We start from the raw sequence: 18,574 nt of genomic DNA, 5'->3' as shown, positions 1-18,574 counted from the left end.
ATTTTATTTTACCACACTAAAGTCTTTTGCTTTTAAAGAAATCTTTTAGTATATCTTCAAACACCTTGTTCTTTTTATACTCCCATTTTACCTTAAAATCAAAGTATTCCAATATATTTACGTTGCTCACAACGGCTCCTTTTTTTTCATCTAAAGAAAAAAAATAAACCTTTTCTATCCTAGATAATACAATCGCATAAGCACACATAGGACATGGCTCTAAACTTACATACAATGCACATCCGTCAAGTCTTTTTGTGTTTAGCTTTTCCATAGCCTTTTCTAAGGCAAGCATTTCAGCATGCTCTATGCTTTTTATACCGTTAAAAGCATAAGATACTATTTTTTCATCTTTTACAACAACGGCACTTACAGGGACTCTATCTAAACTTGTGGCCTCTTGGCAAAGTTCTATAAGCTTTTGTTCTATATACTCTATTTGCACACTTCTTCAGACTGAAGTCTTTCCAAAGACATGTCTTCTAGCATCTTGTAGTCTTTTTTGATATCTCTTCCAGCCCTTGTAAGATATCCGCCAGCCATCAAAGCATTTGCCATAAAAGCCGCCATACCGTGAAAATCACCTAGTGTTTGCTCTCTACCGCCACAAAGCCTTAACTCTGCACTTTTGTTGGTAAATCTAAACATAGCTATTATTTTAAGAGCATCCAAGGCTCTTAAAGGTTTGTTGTTTTCTAAAGGCGTGTTTGGTATAGGCATAAGAAAGTTCAAAGGTATCGAATCTACGCCAAGTTCTTTGTAAACAAAAGCCAAGTCTACTCTATCTTCATCCGTTTCTCCAAGCCCAAATATAGCACCGCTACATGTGGAAAGACCAGCTTTTTGAACGTTTTTTATGGTTTCTAACCTCTCTCTCCAAGTATGTGTGGAAACTATGTTTGGGAAATAGCTCTCAGAAGTTTCTAGATTGTGGTTTATGCGGGTCACACCGGCTTCTTTTAGCTTCAATAAACTTTCAAGCCCTATGGTCCCGGCAGATACACATACGTTTATAGGTATGTTTTGGGCTTTTATTTCTTGCACGGCTTCGCAAAGCTTTTCTACCTCTTCATCAGAAGCCGCTCTTGCGCTTAAAACCATGCAATATCTATTTGCTCCAAACTCTACGCCTCTTAAAGCACCTTCTACTAGCTCTTCTTTATCTACTAGCTTATATATGTTGATTGGTGTTTTATAAAATTTAGATTGGGCACAAAATTTACAATCCTCTGAACAAGCACCGCTTTTTGCGTTTATAATAGAGCAAAATTCAAATTTTTTAGCATCAAAAAACTCATCTTTTAGCTTAGAAGCCAAATATACTATAAGAGGTATATACTTGTCCTCGGCTTTTAGTATAAACAAAGCCTCTTCTTTTGAAATCTCATCGTTTTTTGCCTTTTGATATATATCAAAAAAAACTTGTTCCATGCTAAACTCCTTTAAGCAGTTGTTTTAAAAACATACGACAAAATTGCAATATTTCAATGAGCTTTGTTATTCTAGTTTTCTGTTGGCTGGGAAAAGTATCACATCTCTTATGGAGTCTACGTTTGCAAATAACATTACGAGCCTGTCTATGCCTATCCCTTCACCGGCGGTGGGTGGCATACCGTATCTCAGAGCTTCTACAAAATCGTCGTCCGTTTCCATTGCTTCTTCATCTCCAGTGGCTTTTTGAAGCTTTTGTTCTAAAAACCTCTTGGCTTGATCCTCTGGGTCGTTTAACTCTGAGTATGCATTTGCTATTTCTTTTTTGTTTATATAAAGTTCAAAACGCTCTACCAACTCCTCGTCATCTCTATGAGTTTTGGCAAGAGGAGATAGTATCTTTGGAAAATCTATTATAAAAGTGGGTTGGACTAACTCGTCTTCTACAGTATACTCAAATACTTTTTCTATAAGCTTTGGTTTTGTTAATGTATAAGCTTTTGGTATACCAAGCTCGTTGGCAAACTTCTTTAGCTCTTCTTCATGGTGCAGGAAAAACGCTTTGTCTTTTGATGTTTTTTCTTCTAAAAGCTCAAAAAATTTGGCTACTTTAAAAGGAGGCTTTAAATTTATAAAACCATTTTGAGTTTCTATGCCCGTGATACCAGTAATATTTGTGAGATAATCAAACAGATCTTCGGTAAACTTGATGAGTTTTTTGTAATCCCAATAGGCGGCGTAAAATTCTACCATAGTAAACTCTGGGTTGTGCGTAGTGTCTACTCCTTCGTTTCTGAAGTTTTTACCAATTTCATAAACTCTTGGTATGCCTCCAACTATAAGCTTTTTTAAATAAAGCTCTGGTGCTATCCTAAGGTAAAGCTCAGATTCTAAATAGTTGTGATATGTGGTAAAAGGCCTTGCGGTGGCTCCTGATGCTATTGGTTGGAGAATCGGCGTTTCTACTTCCATGAACTTGTTTTTATCAAAAAAATCTCTAAGGGCTTTTATAATCTTTGATCTCAAAGCAAAGACCTTCCTAGAACTTTCGTTTGCTATAAGATCTAAATACCTTTGTCTATATTTTATTTCTACGTCTTTTATACCATGCCATTTTTCTGGCATGTTGTTTAAGGCTTTTGTTAAAAGCTCAATATCAAAAACTTCTACAGTTAGCTCTCCGGTATGCGTTCTAAACAGTTTTCCTTTTACGCCTATTATGTCTCCTACATCTATATAATCTTCTACAAATTTGAACTTTTCATCTCCCACCACATCTTTTTTAATGTATATCTGTAGTTTTCCAGTAAAATCTTGTATATGTCCAAATATAGCTTTACCCATACTCCTTAGGGCCACAAGCCTTCCAGCTATTGATGTGTCTTCAAAGTTTGGGTCTAAATCAAACTCTTTTTTTATATCATCTATCGTTGTGTTCGGCTCATCAGATGAGATTTTTGCATCCACTAGACTTAGTTTTTCCTCTACTCTCGATAAAACACCCTCTATGTTGTAGGTTTTGTTTGGTTCAAAGTGTTCTTTTGTATAAGCAAGCATCTCTACGCCGCTTTCTGAAGCCACTCTCAAAACAAACCCATCCTCTATTTTTGAAACCCTTTTTACGTTAGCTTTTACAACAATTTTATCTTTTCTTGGTTCTTTTTCGTATTTTTCTCTTATGTCGTGGATAAAGTAGGGGCTTTCAAATTCGTATTTGTAAACGTGTTTTTGGCTTTTAGCGAGCTCTTCTAACTTTTTTTTCCTAAACTCTTCCATAGTGAAATTATTTTAGCATACAAATTACTTATTTTCTTTATAAGCCACCAACGCTACATTTCCCATACTTTTAAACCGCTTTTTAAAATCCTTAAAACTTATAAACCTATCTTTTTTGTAGCCGTCGTTCATAAAAAATCCTTTTTCATCAAAACCAGTTATTACTACGTAATGTGGTATTGACACGAGAAAATTTCCCATATCTAATAGGGCTATAACAGGTCTACATTTTTTTATCTGATGCTTTATGGCTTTTACGCTTCTTACATACTTAGTTTTAAAACCTTCTTTTTGGAAATAATCTTGTATATCTGTTATAAGGCTTTCTTTTATAGAAGGTGTATATACTGATTTTACTACACTATTAAAAGGTTTTTCATCTTTGTAAAAGATAAGTGTTTCTTCAACTGCCACAGGACCGCAAAGATTTTCTTTTTGTTTTATAAATGGTACATTAATATGGGAGCAAAACTGCCCACCGTAAGATAAGCATATAACAAGAGCTGTTGCAAAAATGAAACGTTTTATCTTATAATCACCTCTTTACCGGTAAGTCTTAGTATTAGTACCACTAGCAATACTATAATAAGCACTGCTATAGCAAGTCCAAGTGCATCACCGCCTGCGTTTAACTTTTTTGAGGCGTTTGCCAAAAGCCTTAACTGTTCTTCATTCATAGATTTTAGCTTTTCTTTAACTTCTTTAGGATTCATGCCGTATTCCTTCAGCTTTTCTGCCACTATTTTATTTTCAAGAGCTTTTTGTATCTCTTTTATGTACTCACTTTTTTGTGAGCTTTCTTGTATTGGGGCTTTTGAACTTATAAAAGATGCCATAGCTGGTGATACGTTGTAGAACATTGTCCAAGCTGCCAAAGCAATAGCTATTTTTTTAAACCTCATATAAACCTCCTTAAATATATTCTAAAAGCTCAAAAATTCTTGTATAAAAAGTGGATTTACTGTTCTTATGCCAAATTTGTCTGCCCAACTGTTTATGCCTTCATCTCCAGATAGTATAACGCCGTTTAGTTCTAATGCAAGCAATATAACGTCTACATCTTCTTTGCTGTCTAAAGTACCTTGTCTTAGAGCCTCTTTATACTTCTCTCTTAGTTTTGATATCGTATTTTGTATATCTTGAGTTTTATCTCTGGCGAATTCTTCGGCTATTCTTAAACCTTTGTTTATCCTTATACGCATATCCTCTACAAAATCAAACAACGCCAACGCGTTTATAGTAATGTTACATCTGTTTGGAGATTTTATAATGATGCTGGATTCAAATTTGCTTTTTATTGATTCTAAATCTACGACTTTGCATAACTCTACGTAAACCGTCCTAGGCATATATATCTTTTTGCTGCTTTTATGGGCTAAGCCAATAAAAGCCTCTATGGCGTCTATGGGTTGTCCTAATGATATGCTTTTGTAGATATTTGGATTTGTAAATATACTTGTATCTATTATTACGCTATCTTGCATTAATATATTTTATCATAAAATTAGTTAAAAGCCCCCACTAAACTTGGGGGCACTATACCTTTATTATTGACCGTTTGAATCAGATGGAGCTGCTGGTGCTGGAGCTGGTGTTGAAGATGAGCCTGAGCTAGATGGTGTAGATGAGTTAGAAGAATTTGAAGATGAGTTGCTTGAAGATGGTGTTGAAGATGAGTTGCTTGATGGTGTAGTAGCTGCTCCGTTTGATGAGGAGCTAGAACTTGAAGAACCAGCTTCTGGTGTTGCTGGTGTTGGTGCTGGTGGTGCTGCGTTTTGGGTAGCTGCTGGTGCATTTTCGCTACCACTGCTTTGTTCTGCGGATTGTTGCTTTGAGCAAGCAACAAGTGCCAAGCCTGCGGCTGCTATGATGAGTAACTTTTTCATCTTACTCCTCCTTTAAAAAAGTATGATTATATTATAAAGCAATTTTATAAAATTTTCAAGATTTTAATTTACAATATTAACTTTGAAAATATTTTTAATTTTGTCCCATACGTTGGGCTCCTTTGGTTTTAGCAAGAATTTGTCTAGATGATCATCAAGATATGTAAATTTATCGCAAAGTCTCCTCAAAGAGTATGAAGACGTTTTTTTAAATGTGGCGTTCTCTACTCTTTTCCCCAAGGATTGCACCACTTCTACCGTATATGAAAAATCGCTGTCTCCACTCACAAGCACACACGTGTCATAGGCATTTTTGTAGGCCAAAGATAGCATATCTGTAGCTAACATAATATCTACTTCTTTTTCTAAGAAATTGCCGTCTGGTAGTTTTCTTAGTTTTGCAAGCTTTACCTTAATTCCCATAAAAGCCAAATCTTCCAAGAATTTTTTTTGTTTGATGAAGCCTTCTTTTGATTGTTTGTCTACGTCTTTGTCGCTTGGAAGCGCAGAATAAAAATACGCTCTTACCAAATACCGATCGCCTGTTAAAAACTCTATTAGCTTTAGATAGTCTACCCTAAAGGTTTCATTTTTCAAACCGTGAAATACGTTTGACCCATCTATGAAAATAATCAGTTTTTCTTTTTCCATCTTTCATTTTACGATACTAGTTTTTGAGCTTTTAAAAGCAAAGTATTTAACAAATCTTTTGAGGTAGCTTCTGCGTATATTCTAATAAGAGGTTCTGTGCCTGAAGCTCTTAGCATGACCCATGAATCATCTTCAAATATGAGTTTTAATCCGTCTTTTGTGTTTACTTTCTGTACTTTTATGCCTTCTAATGTATCAGGAGGATTTTTTATAAGAGTTTTAAGTCTTTCTTTTATATGTTCTTCTACTTTCAGGTCTATTCTGTTGTAGTAAGCTTCACCGTATTTGCTAAATACATCTTTTATAATATCTGATAATGACTTATCTTCTAAAAGCATCATTTCTATTATAAAAAGTCCCGATAAAAACCCATCTCTTTCTGGTAAGAAAAATGGAAACCCGTATCCGCCAGACTCTTCCCCACCAAATATTACATCTTTTTTTAGCACTATTTCGTTTATATATTTAAATCCAACCGGTGTTTCTTCTACTTCTATACCAAAGTCTTTACATATTCTATCCACCAAAAAACTTGTGGATACCGTTTTAACTACTACTCCATTTCTTATACCTTTGTTTTTTATAATATGTAGCATAAGGAGTATATAGACAAGCTGTGAATTTACAAACTCTCCATTTTCATCTACCAACGCTATCCTATCTCCATCTCCATCGTTTGCTATACCAAGGTTTGCTTTTACGGTTTTCACTTTGTCCTTTAATATGCCTAAATTTTTCTCCACAGGTTCAGGAGCTCCCTCTCCAAAAAGTGCATCTTTGTGATGTCTTATGGAAAAAAGGTTTATCTTTTTATCTTTAAAAGCCTCTAGATAGTATTTAAAAGATGGTCCATACATAGAATCGTGTACTATGTTTAATTCTTTCTCTGAAAGGATATTTTTGCTGATGTTTGATAATGTTTTTTCTATGTATTGCGAGATAATGTCAACTCTTTTTATGTTGTGTTCTTTGAAATCAATGTCTTTTATATTTTTAATTTCATCTTCCACTTCGTTTATAAACTCTGGTGTTGCTGCACCCCCAAAAGACTCTTTTATTTTGTAGCCGTTGTAATAGTAAGGGTTGTGAGAGGCGGTTATCATCACACCCTGATGATATCCCATATACTTTACTGCAAATGATATATTCGGTGTGCTAACGGCTTCTTTTACTACGTCAGCTTCTATACCTTCTGTTTTCATCACATTGGCAACTAAAATTGCGAATCTCTCTCCTAAAAACCTATGATCATACCCCACTATAACTTTATTTAAACCATGCTTTTTTAACGTTTTCGCATGAGCTTTTGCAACTTTCACTATGTTGTCTTGACTAAACTCAAAACCTATTATCGCTCTCCAGCCGTCTGTGCCAAATTTTATCATGCTGATTCTCCCTTTTTCTCTAGTTTTTTCTTACGTTCTTCCAATCTATCTTTTAACGTTCTAAACCTTGGTTTTTTCTCTTGAAATTCTTTTGCTATATTTTCTAAAGCTTCGCTCATCGCCATACTTTTGTTTAACGTGTCTATCTCTAGATTAAACATATTTTGTTCTTCTTGTTCTAGCTCTTCTTTTGATATTTGAGCGTTCATTATAGATTGAATAGCGGATATTTTGAAGTTTAGCATAAGTTCTTCAAAAAGCCTGAAAGCTTCCTTTTTAAACTCCACCAGCGGGTCCCTTTGAGCGTAGCTCCTTAGATATATTCCTTCTCTTAGTTTATCTATCGTGTGAAGTTGTTCTCTCCAAAGGTTGTCTATGATGTTTAAAGTAAATACCTTTTCTATTTCTCTCATTGTTTCTTCGCCTATTTCTTGTTCTTTTTGGGCGTACTTTTCCATGACGAGTTTAAATATTTCTTCTTCTAGTTCTTCTCTGTCTTTTGCTTCAAATTTTTCTGGTAAATCAAGACCTATCCATTCTTTAAAAAATGTTTTAAGAGGTTCTAACTCCCATAGCTCTGGCTCGTCTTCTGTTAAAAGCGAATAAACTTGATGATGTATTACATCTTTTATAAAATCTTTTATCTCTTCTTTTATATCATCTTGAAAGAGAATGGAACGTCTTATATCGTATACTACAGAACGCTGTATGTTTATTACCTCGTCGTACTCTAAAAGTCTTTTACGAGATTGGAAGTTTTGAAGTTCTACCCTTTCTTGAGCGCCTTCTAAAGACTTTGATACTATAGAGCTTTCTATAGGCTCTCCTTCGGGTATTTTCATGAATTCCATTAGCTTTTTAACCCTATCTCCGCCAAATATCCTAAGAAGATCATCCTCTAATGACAATATAAACCTTGATTCTCCGGGGTCGCCTTGCCTTCCTGCTCTACCTCTTAACTGATTGTCTACTCTTCTTGATTCATGTCTTTCAGTACCTATTACCAAAAGACCGCCAGCTTTTATAACCTCTTCTTTTTCCTTTTGGGTAATCTTTGTGGCTTCTTCATAGGCTTGTTTCCACTCTTCTTCTGTGGCTTTGTCCTCGTCTATACCTTTTTGCTTTAAAATCTCCCTTGCTAAAAACTCTGGGTTACCACCAAGAAGTATGTCCGTGCCTCTTCCTGCCATGTTTGTTGCTATCGTAACAGCCCCTTTTCTTCCGGCTTGAGCTATTACCCAAGCTTCTTTTTCGTGCTGTTTTGCATTTAGGACGTTGTGCTTTATGCCTCTTTGTTCTAAAAGCTTTGAAAGTGTTTCTGAATCCTCTATGGATACTGTACCCACCAATATAGGTCTTCCTTTGGCATGGTTTTCTTCGATCACTTTTGCTATATATTCCCATTTCTCTTTTTTAGTTTTAAATATTGCATCTGGCAGGTCTTTTCTTATGTTTGGCTTGTTGGTGGGTATAACTACGACGTCTAAGTTGTATATTTCCTTGAATTCAAGGGCTTCTGTCTCAGCTGTACCTGTCATACCAGCTAATTTTTTATAAAGCTTAAAGTAATTTTGAAATGCCGTAGTGGCGAGAGTTTGATTTTCTTCTTGAATTTCAACGCCTTCTTTAGCTTCTATTGCTTGATGAAGACCTTCGCTCCATCTCCTACCCGGTAAGGCTCTTCCGGTAAACTCATCTACTATAAGTATCTCTCCATCTTTTACCATGTAATGTACGTCTTTTTTGTAAAGGTTGTGAGCAAGAAGAGCCTTGTTGATAGCGTGTACCAAGTCGATGTGTCTAATGTCGTATAGATTTTGAATACCAAAATATTTTTCTGCTTTTTCTATACCTTCTTCTGTTAGCATTGCTGTCCTATTTTTTTCGTCTACCGTAAAATCTTTTTCTATTTCAAGCGTTTGTACAAATTCGTTGGCTTGTAAAACGACCTTGTTGTCTAAATTTGATGGACCAGCTATTATTAGAGGAGTTCTTGCTTCATCTATCAAAATGCTGTCTATTTCATCTACTATTGCATAACCATGACCTTTTACTTGAACTATCTGGTCTTTTGATACTGCTAAGTTATCTCTCAAATAATCAAAACCAAATTCGTTGTTGGTACCGTAAGTTATATGAGCTTCGTAGGCTTTTACGCGTTCTACTGGTATCGCCTTTGTAAAATAGGAGGTTTTGGCATGTACATCTATTTTAGAGTAATCTATAGCATCTCCTACCATACCTTTAGGCCATACTCTTATATCTTTTTCTATAGCTTCCATTGCCTTATCTGGGTCTTGCCAATCTATTGTATAACTCATGCTATCTGAGTTTATAACGCCTACATCGAGTCCCAGAAATCTATATATAGGGCCTATCCAAGTTGCGTCTCTTTTTGCCAAGTAATCGTTTACAGTGACAACGTGCACCCCTATATCGGTTAGAGCCGTGAAAAATGCCGGGGCTGCCGCTACAAGGGTTTTCCCTTCACCGGTTTTCATCTCTGCGATTTTACCTTGATACAAAACTATGCCACCTATTAGTTGCACGTCAAACTGCCTTAAGCCCATGGTGCGCTTTGAAGCTTCTCTTACTAAAGCAAACGCCTCTATCAGCTCTTCTACCATTTGTCCTTCTACGATAGCTTGTTTTATATGTTCGTTTTGGTTTATTCTAAGGTATAGGTCTTGGGCTTTTAAAACAATATCTTTGTTAGAAAGCTTATCTAAGGATTCTTCTAAGGCGTTTATCTTCTCTACCCATTTTCTTATCTTTTTTATTTCTCTGTCGTTTTTTGTACCTAAAATTTTTTTTAAAACATATCCTATCATAGATATCCTGCCTCAACTCCTATGCAAGCCTCATAAACAAAATGGATTTTATCTTTATATTTTTCAATGACTTCGTAATTCTCAGCCCCAGGCTGAAGCCAAACCGTTTTTGCTCCAAGCTTTATAGCTTCTTGTACTATAGGCTCTACGTGGGCAGGATTTCTGAAAACGTTTACTATATCTATTGGCTCTGGTACTTCTTCCAAAGACCCATACACTTTAAGACCCATTATTTCTTGTCCTGCTAGTTTTGGATTTATTGGATATATCTTGTGAAGGCCTTTTTTCAAAACCCTTTCTGTAACATAGTAAGATGGTCTTTCTGGGTTATCCGAAAACCCTACTACAGCTATAACTTTAGCATCTTTAAGAGTTTCAAAAGCATCATCTTTATGTGGTGTGTTGTTGTGTTCCGCCATAATTCTTACTCCTTTTAAAATCTAAAAGTTTACTAATATATTATACCTCAATATTGATAAATACCCAATATCTTATTTTGGATAGGTGAGTAATAAATTTTTGTGGTAAGCCTTTGTGTTATACCGCCCATTTTGGTTTTAGAAATTATCTTTATGACTTCTAAGCTTGATTTTGTAGATACGATGCTTTGGATTTTATAAATATCGTCTAAGGATAAGCCTCTTACGTTTACCAAGTCCTGGATATTTTTAATAGGATGTAAATTTATATAATCTATAATTTCTTTTGCCATAGAGTTTGTGATATCTTTGTTTAAAGCTTTTAATATAGGTATTGGTATCGTATTTATGTTTAAGCTTTGATTTTTTGTATCTAAAAAATACCATATGCCTTTTTCTCGTTTTTTATTATGGCAGTTGTTTTTGTATAAAAAGTTGCTATAAGGTGTAGCGTATACAATCTCTTCTTTTGATTGCATGTCTTTAAAAGGAGCTTCGTATGTTAGTGCATTTACGTCTATATTGTCTTTGTTTTTACCCGTTATCCAGTAATAAACGTAGTAAGAAAAGTCTTTTGGCATGCAAAACTCTTCAGATAGCCTTTTAAAAACTTTAAAATAAATAGGGTTTTTTATGGAATTTATATTAAATTTGTTGTCATCTTTTATTAAAAGCTTGATGTTTATGCCTTCTACTTCTATTCTTTCTTTGTAGTATGGGTTGTATGGATTTTCTTGGTAAACTTCTTGAGCTTTTTTCAATGCAATAGGTATCAAAGAATCGTTTGTAACGCTTAGATTTTGCTTTAGGTATAACTTTAGCGTATAGTTATAATAATTTTTTGCTTCTTTAAAAGCTTCTAAACTGTAGAATATAGCTCCCAAAGAAAAAAGTAAAGCCAACAGTACTATCATTCTATATTTATAGTAGGGTTTACAACGGTTCCTCCAAAAACAAGGCGCATCCTTTTGAAAGGAAGATTTATAAGTCCCACACCAGATATTTTTGAATTTGTGAGGGTGTTTTGGTCTATACTAACAATGCCGTTTCCTTTTACGTTGACGGTTGTATTGAAAATGTTTGCCTCACCTTCAAAGGTAAAGTGTGTTTTTTTAAAGTTTAGTTTTAGGCTTTTAATATAATAACCTTTTATGTTTAACATTTTAAAATCCATAAAACCATCCACATAGGTTGGTGTAAGAATCATTTTCGAATCCATTTGGCCTTGAGACTTTGAAACTTTGATACAAGAAAGCGGAAACCTTTTAGAGCTTATATATATGTGTTTTAATAGCATATTCTCTCTTAAATCAACGTATCCATTTTGGCAAGTAAAAGAAGCATTTAGTATAAAAGGTGGGTAAAATCCAATACCTACGTAGGAAAGATGAGCTAAGTATTGAAAGTTTGTTGAAGGGCTTTTGGGATCTTTATAAAAGATTTTCACATTGTTTAAATCTATGCTTGTTATATATTCTTTTGCTTTTTTGTAGTATACGTAATATCCGTTTTTTGCCATTATATATCTTGCTATTAAAAGCTTTTCACCAAATAGTATAATTCCCAAAAATACTGTAGTTATGAAGGCTACCAAATAAAGCAAATATGCTGGTTTGAAAACGGTTTTTAAACTAAAAGACCCGGAGCTCATATGATATCTAATATAAAATCTTGAATAGAATGCCACTCCTCTTCCGTTAACTGGACGTATACTCTATCGTTGTCTTCGTAAATCTCAGGTGTTAGTTCGGAGATGTAATCTATAAAATTTTTGGCTTTTTGTTTACCTACGCTTATGGTGTATATTTTGTTGTCCCATTCACCGCTTTCGTTTTTTTCCAAAGATATATCAATCCATATGTCGTTAAAATCGTAAGACAGCATAAACCCAGATGGTTCTGAAAGCTCTAGTTCTTTTGTTATCTCTTTTATAGCTTTTGCTATAATATCTTTGTTCACGCTTTTACCTTTTTCCTTTCTATATACATGAGTATCAAAGTTAAAATCATAGCTATAACGAGCGTAAAAGAACCAAACCTCAAAACAGATTGTACGGCGTAAGCTTGGGAGATAAGAGATTGAAGACCTATTACAAGAGCTTTAACCTTTAAGAGACTTGTGTTTAAAAGCCACCTCAACGCCTCAAGCCTATAGTAAATATAGTGTACATGCGTATAATTCATATTGTTTATATTATCATATATATAGGCGCTACTTGTGGTAAATGTATTGGTGGCTATAGAGGTTCCAGCGGCAGCCCCTATGAGCCTAGCATAGTTGTATAAAGCAGAACCAAGTGGGACTAGATCTTGTCTTAGGTGCCTAAGAGCCAAAGCTGTAAGAGGTGCAAAGAAAAGCCCCATACCAACGCCCACGAAAAACATATAAAAAGATATATTTAGTTTAGGTGTGAAAAAATCTACATGAGAAAGGAAAAAATGTATGTCTATGAAAATAATACTTTGGCAAGCAAGAAGAAGTATCTTTGGATCCAGCCTATCGCTTAGTTTTCCGCCTATAGGAGAAAATAGTACTATGCCTATTGCAAAAGGAAATATGTATAAACCTGTATCAAAGCTTCCAAGTCCTCTCACTCTCTCAAAGTAAACCGGCATTATGTAAAGAATTTGGAAAAAAGCAAGCCCATACACCAACACAAATGTTATTACAGCATAATCAAATTCTTTGTATTTGAATATGTCAAAGCCTATAAGAGGGTGTTTTGATATTAAGTCTGATATTAAAAAGGCTAAGAAGCAGATAACAGCGATACTCAAAAACACTATAGTTTTTATTGAGCTAAACCATTCCCACTTCTCTCCTCTTGATAACAAGACTATAAGGCTCGTTGACGCTGTTGCTAAAAGCCCAAAACTTACGTAGTTAAAAGGTTTTTCATGCTTTTGCTGGTTGTGAAAATCAGGAAGCAGTATCAAAGATGCAAAGAATATGGGTATTATAAAAGGTAAATTCATGTAAAAAACCCATCTCCAAGACATGTATTCTACCAGATAACCACCAATAGTAGGACCCAAACCAGGTGCAAACGCAACTCCCATGGCATACATACCCATGGCCATTCCACGTTGTTCCGGTGGAAAAATCCTAAATATTATAGCTTGAGCGGCAGGTATCAAAAACCCTTCCCCTATACCTTGAATAGATCTTGCTATTATCATTGTGCCTATGTTGTCTACTGCGCCTGACAGTGCACTCCCAAGCGCAAAAAATACAATACCAGCAAGGTAAACCCTTTTAAGGCCGTAAAGGTTTGTAAAATGATTAAAAACCAATATTGTGATAGCTGTAGCCACAAGATAACTGATGGAAACCCACTGTATGCCGTAAATATCCGTAGAAAGGGGAGCTATCATCTTTGGCATAGCCACGTTTACGCTGGTTATACCAAGTACAGCTACAAATGTACCGCTTAAGACAATAAACGTATATAACCATTTCATATAGTTTCCTCTAAATGCTTCCTTAATTTTTCTAAGGCTTGAGACTTTATCTGAGATATCCGTGATAAAGACACATTTAAAATCTCTGCTACCTCTTTTATGCCAAGCTCTTCATAAAATAAAAGCTGCAAAACTAACCTTTCTCTCTCTTCAAGTTTGTCAACAGCCTCTTTTAACTTTTCCGCTAAATCTGATTTTATAGCATATTCTTCTGGAGTTTCAATGCTTGATATTACAAAGTTATCGTAGGAACTTTCATTTTCTTCTGTTATTTTATACACTATGTCCTCTAAACTTTGCAGGTAGGAAAAAGATATCTTATAAAGGCTGTTTTGATATTCTTCTAAGCTTTCACCTAAAATGCTACTTATCTCTTCGTCAGTTGGCTCTCGCTGGTGTTCGTTTTGAAAATTTCTTATAATTTCTTTTATTTTATGCTCTTTATCTCTTATGTTTCTACTGCCGAAATCAAGGCTTCTAAGATAATCGTAAATAGCCCCTTTTACTCTAATTTTTATGTAAGACTCTGGATTTTTTGACTCATCAAGATGGTCTATGGCGTTGATAAGCCCTATTATGCCGTTGCTAACTAAATCGTTGTAATCTACGCTTGGGGGTAAATTTCTAGATATCTTACCGCATATCTTTTTTACAAGCGGTATATATTCTAGAATTCTCTTTTCTCGTTGCTCTTTTTTTTCTACGTCAAAATCTTTGTTTATGTTTGTAGACATCTTATGCCCTCGAATATCTTTAAATTCATATATTTGATGTATAACATACATCTATTATATTTGTTGGAGTCCTATTTTTCAAGGATTTTAAAAAGATTGCGAGTAAATATCTTGAAAGAAGTTTGGATAAGATATGCTTACGCAAGAAGGGTCGTCTAGCTCAGGTTCTGTTCCAAGCACCATACCAAGTATGCTCATGCTCATAGCAATCCTGTGATCTTTAAAAGACTTTATCTCTTTTAGTTTTAACTTGCAAGAACCCTTTATGCTAAATCCATCTTCAAACTCCTCTATAATAGCTCCGGCATTTTTTAGATTCACGTAAATAGCTCTTATGCGGTCACTTTCTTTTTTCCTTAGCTCTTTTGCCCCTTTTACCAAACTAATGCCTTCTGCAAAGCACATAAGTACAGATAAAATGGGTATTTCATCTATCAAAGAAGGTACATCTTTTTCGTCTATGCTTATTGCTTTTAAATTTGGTGAGTATCTAACTTCTATATCGGCTATGTCTTCTCCGTTCTGATGCCTTTTGTTTATATAGTTTATATTTGCTCCCATATCTTTTGCTTTTCTAAAAAAACCATCCCTGGTTGGATTTATAAGCACATCTTTTAATAAGACATAACTATCTTTTGTAAGCATTGCAAGAGCTGCTATAAAAGCTGCCGAAGAGGGGTCAGCTGGTACATCTATATCAATAGGGCTTAGTTCTCCACCGGCTTTTATTTTTACGATATATTTGTCGTTTGAAATAATGGTTATGTTGGCACCCATGCTAGAAAGCATCCTCTCGGTATGGTCTCTCGAGATATAAGGTTCTATAACCTCTGTTATAGTGTTTTCTTTTGCTAAAAATCCGGCTAAAAGAATGCAAGATTTCACTTGAGCTGAAGCCTCTTTGTTTTCAAAGGTACCGCCTATTAAATCCCCTCCTTTTATAGCTATGGGAAGCAAAGAAGCATCTTCTCTTCCTATTATAGTAGCCCCCATCAAAGATAAAGGCCTTGTAATCCTTTTCATAGGTCTTTTTTTTAGGCTATCATCCCCTGTTAAAACGCTAAAAAAATTAAAACCTGCCAATATACCGGATGTTATTCTGGCGGTGGTGCCAGAGTTCTTTGCATCTAGTATGTCTTGTGGTTCTTTGAAGTATTCTTTGCCACCTTTTATCTCTAAGGTGTTGTTTTCTCTTCTTATATCTATGCCAAGCTTTCTAAATATATCTAACGTAGCTAGGGTATCTTCTGCCACTAACCAGTTTTTTACATACGATGTGCCACTTGCTAAAGCTCCAAACATCACACTTCTATGAGATATAGATTTGTCCGATGGTACCCTTAGTTCTTTTTCTATTTTCTCTACTTTTTTTATTATCATAAATTAACTCCTATAAGCATAGATGCCAATATTATCATGCATACAAATATTATAAGTCCGTAAGCGATATAAAGGGCTTTGTGGGTTTTGTAAGTGCCTTTGTTTATATCCTCTATAGTTTTTATAAAATTTATTCCGCCTATTACAAGCGTTGATATGCCAAAAAATATAAATACAAAACCCATACCCTCAAAGTGACCGTTGATGTTTATCTTGGTATGAAGCATAATAGACAATTGTTTTAAAAAGAAATCGAACTTTTCAACCACAAACCCAAAGGCTATAAGACCTATGGCGGTTCTTATCCAAGCTAAAAACGTTCTTTCGGCAGCCATGTATATACGAGGGTCTATTACTTCTTTTTGGCTCACCTTTTCGCCTCCTTGTATATATTTTATATCCAAATAAAACTTAACAGCTAAGAAAAAAAGAGCCAAAAGGGAAGGCCAAATCAATATAGTGTGAAGTTCTCCGAAAAAGATCGCCAGCTTATAAAAACCAGTATAAAAAAAATATATTTCAAGTCTCTTTGCCACTATTCCGCTACCAAAAGCAAGTAGTATGAATTTGAGATATGTAAGGTATGTTCTTTCTAAAGACATGTAGAGCCTTGGCTCGTCTACAGATGGCAAATTTTTAAATATTATCACTTGTTCCTTATCTCTCTAAAGATAAATAAAACTACGCCTATTATCGCAAGTACAAGTATAAGCGGCTCTAACAAAAAAATAAGTTTCATGCGCTAGCTAACTTTTCCTCCAATTCTTTTGCTTGTAGAGCAGATATTATATCATCTAAATCTCCATCCAACACATCTTGAAGCTTATGTAATGTAAGGTTTATCCTATGGTCGGTAACTCTATTTTGTGAGAAGTTGTAAGTTCTTATTTTTTCGCTTCTTTCTCCGGTACCCACTTGCTCTTTTCTTTCTTTGTCGGTTTCCTCTTTTTTCTGCTTTTCATAAAAATCTTTTAATCTAGCGTAAAGTATACGCATGGCTTTTAACTTGTTTTGAAGCTGGCTTCTTTCGTCTTGACAAGATATGCTGATACCGGTAGGGATATGCGTAATTCTTACCGCTGATTCTGTGGTGTTTACGTATTGTCCACCAGCTCCAGAGGCTCTAAAGGTCTCTATTCTAAGGTCTTGAGGGTTTATGACTACCTCTGTTTCGTCTGCTTCTGGTAATACTGCCACGGTGATAGTGGATGTGTGTATCCTACCTCCAGATTCTGTAATAGGCACTCTTTGGACTCTATGCACACCGCTTTCGTATTTTAAATGAGAATAGACGTTTTTACCTTCTATTGAAACTATAACTTCTTTATAGCCGCCTAATCCTGTTTTGTTGGCTTCTAAGATGTTGAATTTCCAGCCTTTTCTTTCGGCGTACCTTTGGTACATTCTAAGAAGGTCTGCAGCAAAAAGGGCTGCTTCTTCTCCTCCAGCACCAGCTCTTATTTCGAGTATGACGTTTTTGCTATCGTTGGCGTCTTTTGGTGTAAGTACGTTAATGAGTTCTTTTTCTTTTTGTAAAAGCTTAATGTTTAAGTTCTCCAGCTCTTTTTCTGCTAGCTCTCTTAAATCTTTGTCTTTTAAAAGCTCTTTTGTATCTTCTATATCTTTTAGTATTTTGTTGTAATCTTTGTAAAGTTCATGTATGTAGGATAACTCTTTTAAATCTTTGCTAAGAGCTTTGTAAGTATCTGCATCTTTTGTTATATCAAGGGATGCTAGCTTCTCTTCCGTTTGTGCATACTTTTGTTCTATATCTTGTATTTTTTCTAAGAAGTTTTTTGGAAGCATCACCCCTTGACCGCGTCAGTTTTTCTTGTCAAGCTCCAAGAATGCCGGTTTTAACTTTAACTTTCCAGCGTAAAAAGGATGGCATTGGTTGCATGTTTCCAAGTACACTGTACCACCTTTTACAGAAAGAAGAGTAAATGTGTTGCCACAACCGCAGTGAAAAACAGTCTCTTTTAATTCAGGATGTATATCCTTCTTCATAAAAACCTCCTTTTAAAATTCTAAGTCTAATATTTTATCACAAAGATTTTAAAGATATCAATGTTTTTGCATAGTTTTTACAGTCGTAATCCAAAGCTCTTTTTTTAGACATATTAGAGTAATGTTTTTGTTTTTCCTGATTTTCCAACATCTCTATTATAGCATTTGCTAAGGCATCTACGTCTTTTGGCGGTACCAGTACTCCAAACTCATTTTTTAATATCTCTTTTGGCCCGCCATGGCATTCGTAAGATATCACAGGTAGTCCAAAATGCATAGCTTCTATTATCACGTTGCCAAAACCTTCAAAGATAGAGCTTAATACAAAGATTTTTGAATTTTTAAGATATTTGTAAGGATTTGTTTGATAACCAGTGAGTATTACATCGTTTTCAAGTCCAAGCTCTTTTATCTTTTTTTCTAATAGAGACCTCAAATCTCCTTCTCCTATTATGACAAGTTTTGAATCTTTGATTTTATCTTTTACTTTTTTAAAAGCCTCAATAAGATAGATTTGACCTTTTTGTTCGGCTAACTTGCCTATGTTTATAAAATCTGCTTTTAAATTACATTTTTCTTTTGCCAGCACAACCAATTTTTCAAAGTTTGTGCA

21 protein-coding genes are annotated in these 18,574 nt (G+C 34.9%); all 21 read right to left on the bottom strand.

Going from position 1 to position 18,574, the window contains the following annotated elements:
• Positions 1-16: 16 nt before the first annotated feature.
• Positions 17-445, bottom strand: a complete 429-nt coding sequence (locus tag ACP5S8_RS00105; protein ID WP_461870036.1) for a nucleoside deaminase — start codon at positions 443-445, stop codon at positions 17-19.
• Complete coding sequence (bioB, locus tag ACP5S8_RS00100; protein ID WP_461870037.1) at positions 436-1,431, bottom strand: biotin synthase BioB; 996 nt, start codon at positions 1,429-1,431, stop codon at positions 436-438. Before bioB ends, ACP5S8_RS00105 begins: the two co-directional genes overlap by 10 nt.
• Positions 1,432-1,497: 66 nt before the next feature.
• A complete protein-coding gene (gene lysS, locus ACP5S8_RS00095) occupies positions 1,498-3,207 on the bottom strand; it encodes a lysine--tRNA ligase (protein WP_461875232.1) in 1,710 nt (569 codons plus the stop codon).
• Between the two features lie 24 nt (positions 3,208-3,231).
• Positions 3,232-3,666, bottom strand: a complete 435-nt coding sequence (locus tag ACP5S8_RS00090; RefSeq protein ID WP_461875264.1) for a C39 family peptidase — start codon at positions 3,664-3,666, stop codon at positions 3,232-3,234.
• A gap of 65 nt (positions 3,667-3,731) precedes the next feature.
• Entirely contained in the window at positions 3,732-4,109 is a 378-nt protein-coding gene (locus ACP5S8_RS00085; protein ID WP_461875231.1) for a PA2779 family protein, read from the bottom strand.
• A gap of 21 nt (positions 4,110-4,130) precedes the next feature.
• Positions 4,131-4,691: an RNA ligase partner protein gene (locus ACP5S8_RS00080; protein ID WP_461870040.1), complete on the bottom strand. Its 561-nt coding sequence runs from the start codon at positions 4,689-4,691 to the stop codon at positions 4,131-4,133.
• Between the two features lie 63 nt (positions 4,692-4,754).
• Positions 4,755-5,093, bottom strand: a complete 339-nt coding sequence (locus tag ACP5S8_RS00075) for a TPRXL-like protein (RefSeq protein ID WP_461875230.1) — start codon at positions 5,091-5,093, stop codon at positions 4,755-4,757.
• Between the two features lie 63 nt (positions 5,094-5,156).
• A complete protein-coding gene (locus ACP5S8_RS00070; protein WP_461870042.1) occupies positions 5,157-5,744 on the bottom strand; it encodes a LabA-like NYN domain-containing protein in 588 nt (195 codons plus the stop codon).
• A gap of 8 nt (positions 5,745-5,752) precedes the next feature.
• The gene (locus tag ACP5S8_RS00065) at positions 5,753-7,129 is read right to left on the bottom strand and encodes a phosphoglucomutase/phosphomannomutase family protein (protein WP_461875229.1); all 1,377 of its coding nucleotides are present in this window, start codon (positions 7,127-7,129) and stop codon (positions 5,753-5,755) included.
• Positions 7,126-9,960, bottom strand: a complete 2,835-nt coding sequence (secA, locus tag ACP5S8_RS00060; protein ID WP_461875228.1) for a preprotein translocase subunit SecA — start codon at positions 9,958-9,960, stop codon at positions 7,126-7,128. The genes ACP5S8_RS00065 and secA overlap by 4 nt, the downstream gene beginning before the upstream one ends.
• The gene (locus tag ACP5S8_RS00055) at positions 9,957-10,379 is read right to left on the bottom strand and encodes a CoA-binding protein (RefSeq protein WP_461870045.1); all 423 of its coding nucleotides are present in this window, start codon (positions 10,377-10,379) and stop codon (positions 9,957-9,959) included. The genes secA and ACP5S8_RS00055 overlap by 4 nt, the downstream gene beginning before the upstream one ends.
• A 47-nt stretch (positions 10,380-10,426) precedes the next feature.
• On the bottom strand, positions 10,427-11,293 hold the full coding sequence (locus tag ACP5S8_RS00050) for a hypothetical protein (protein WP_461875227.1): 867 nt from the start codon (positions 11,291-11,293) through the stop codon (positions 10,427-10,429).
• Entirely contained in the window at positions 11,290-12,030 is a 741-nt protein-coding gene (locus tag ACP5S8_RS00045) for a hypothetical protein (RefSeq protein WP_461875226.1), read from the bottom strand. Before ACP5S8_RS00045 ends, ACP5S8_RS00050 begins: the two co-directional genes overlap by 4 nt.
• On the bottom strand, positions 12,027-12,338 hold the full coding sequence (locus ACP5S8_RS00040; RefSeq protein WP_461875225.1) for a hypothetical protein: 312 nt from the start codon (positions 12,336-12,338) through the stop codon (positions 12,027-12,029). The genes ACP5S8_RS00045 and ACP5S8_RS00040 overlap by 4 nt, the downstream gene beginning before the upstream one ends.
• Entirely contained in the window at positions 12,335-13,840 is a 1,506-nt protein-coding gene (locus ACP5S8_RS00035) for a DHA2 family efflux MFS transporter permease subunit (RefSeq protein ID WP_461875224.1), read from the bottom strand. The genes ACP5S8_RS00040 and ACP5S8_RS00035 overlap by 4 nt, the downstream gene beginning before the upstream one ends.
• The gene (locus ACP5S8_RS00030; protein ID WP_461870050.1) at positions 13,837-14,574 is read right to left on the bottom strand and encodes a sigma-70 family RNA polymerase sigma factor; all 738 of its coding nucleotides are present in this window, start codon (positions 14,572-14,574) and stop codon (positions 13,837-13,839) included. The genes ACP5S8_RS00035 and ACP5S8_RS00030 overlap by 4 nt, the downstream gene beginning before the upstream one ends.
• Before the next feature lie 87 nt (positions 14,575-14,661).
• Positions 14,662-15,954, bottom strand: a complete 1,293-nt coding sequence (gene aroA, locus ACP5S8_RS00025) for a 3-phosphoshikimate 1-carboxyvinyltransferase (RefSeq protein WP_461875223.1) — start codon at positions 15,952-15,954, stop codon at positions 14,662-14,664.
• On the bottom strand, positions 15,951-16,604 hold the full coding sequence (locus tag ACP5S8_RS00020; RefSeq protein ID WP_461875222.1) for a YidH family protein: 654 nt from the start codon (positions 16,602-16,604) through the stop codon (positions 15,951-15,953). The genes aroA and ACP5S8_RS00020 overlap by 4 nt, the downstream gene beginning before the upstream one ends.
• Positions 16,605-16,689: 85 nt before the next feature.
• The gene (prfA, locus tag ACP5S8_RS00015; RefSeq protein ID WP_461870053.1) at positions 16,690-17,760 is read right to left on the bottom strand and encodes a peptide chain release factor 1; all 1,071 of its coding nucleotides are present in this window, start codon (positions 17,758-17,760) and stop codon (positions 16,690-16,692) included.
• A 15-nt stretch (positions 17,761-17,775) separates the two neighbouring features.
• On the bottom strand, positions 17,776-17,961 hold the full coding sequence (gene rpmE, locus ACP5S8_RS00010) for a 50S ribosomal protein L31 (protein ID WP_461870054.1): 186 nt from the start codon (positions 17,959-17,961) through the stop codon (positions 17,776-17,778).
• 37 nt (positions 17,962-17,998) lie between these two features.
• A partial coding sequence (locus tag ACP5S8_RS00005) for a glycosyltransferase (protein WP_461875221.1) occupies positions 17,999-18,574 on the bottom strand: 576 nt, incomplete at its 5' end.

The organism is Hydrogenobaculum sp. (assembly GCF_049967395.1).
Lineage (GTDB): Bacteria > Aquificota > Aquificia > Aquificales > Aquificaceae > Hydrogenobaculum.
The sequence above is the reverse complement of the archived record's forward strand: the minus strand, read 5'-3'. Positions and strand labels throughout refer to the sequence as shown.

What these genes read in the sequence shown, in the direction of transcription:
- ACP5S8_RS00085 (WP_461875231.1), bottom strand. Translation starts at nt 4,109, where the DNA reads ATGAGGTTTAAAAAAATAGCTATTGCTTTGGCAGCTTGGACAATGTTC.
- ACP5S8_RS00050 (WP_461875227.1), bottom strand. Translation starts at nt 11,293, where the DNA reads ATGATAGTACTGTTGGCTTTACTTTTTTCTTTGGGAGCTATATTCTAC.
- ACP5S8_RS00045 (WP_461875226.1), bottom strand. Translation starts at nt 12,030, where the DNA reads ATGAGCTCCGGGTCTTTTAGTTTAAAAACCGTTTTCAAACCAGCATAT.
- prfA (WP_461870053.1), bottom strand. Translation starts at nt 17,760, where the DNA reads ATGCTTCCAAAAAACTTCTTAGAAAAAATACAAGATATAGAACAAAAG.
- ACP5S8_RS00080 (WP_461870040.1), bottom strand. Translation starts at nt 4,691, where the DNA reads ATGCAAGATAGCGTAATAATAGATACAAGTATATTTACAAATCCAAAT.
- ACP5S8_RS00065 (WP_461875229.1), bottom strand. Translation starts at nt 7,129, where the DNA reads ATGATAAAATTTGGCACAGACGGCTGGAGAGCGATAATAGGTTTTGAG.
- ACP5S8_RS00030 (WP_461870050.1), bottom strand. Translation starts at nt 14,574, where the DNA reads ATGTCTACAAACATAAACAAAGATTTTGACGTAGAAAAAAAAGAGCAA.
- ACP5S8_RS00075 (WP_461875230.1), bottom strand. Translation starts at nt 5,093, where the DNA reads ATGAAAAAGTTACTCATCATAGCAGCCGCAGGCTTGGCACTTGTTGCT.
- rpmE (WP_461870054.1), bottom strand. Translation starts at nt 17,961, where the DNA reads ATGAAGAAGGATATACATCCTGAATTAAAAGAGACTGTTTTTCACTGC.
- aroA (WP_461875223.1), bottom strand. Translation starts at nt 15,954, where the DNA reads ATGATAATAAAAAAAGTAGAGAAAATAGAAAAAGAACTAAGGGTACCA.
- ACP5S8_RS00070 (WP_461870042.1), bottom strand. Translation starts at nt 5,744, where the DNA reads ATGGAAAAAGAAAAACTGATTATTTTCATAGATGGGTCAAACGTATTT.
- ACP5S8_RS00055 (WP_461870045.1), bottom strand. Translation starts at nt 10,379, where the DNA reads ATGGCGGAACACAACAACACACCACATAAAGATGATGCTTTTGAAACT.
- ACP5S8_RS00035 (WP_461875224.1), bottom strand. Translation starts at nt 13,840, where the DNA reads ATGAAATGGTTATATACGTTTATTGTCTTAAGCGGTACATTTGTAGCT.
- secA (WP_461875228.1), bottom strand. Translation starts at nt 9,960, where the DNA reads ATGATAGGATATGTTTTAAAAAAAATTTTAGGTACAAAAAACGACAGA.
- lysS (WP_461875232.1), bottom strand. Translation starts at nt 3,207, where the DNA reads ATGGAAGAGTTTAGGAAAAAAAAGTTAGAAGAGCTCGCTAAAAGCCAA.
- bioB (WP_461870037.1), bottom strand. Translation starts at nt 1,431, where the DNA reads ATGGAACAAGTTTTTTTTGATATATATCAAAAGGCAAAAAACGATGAG.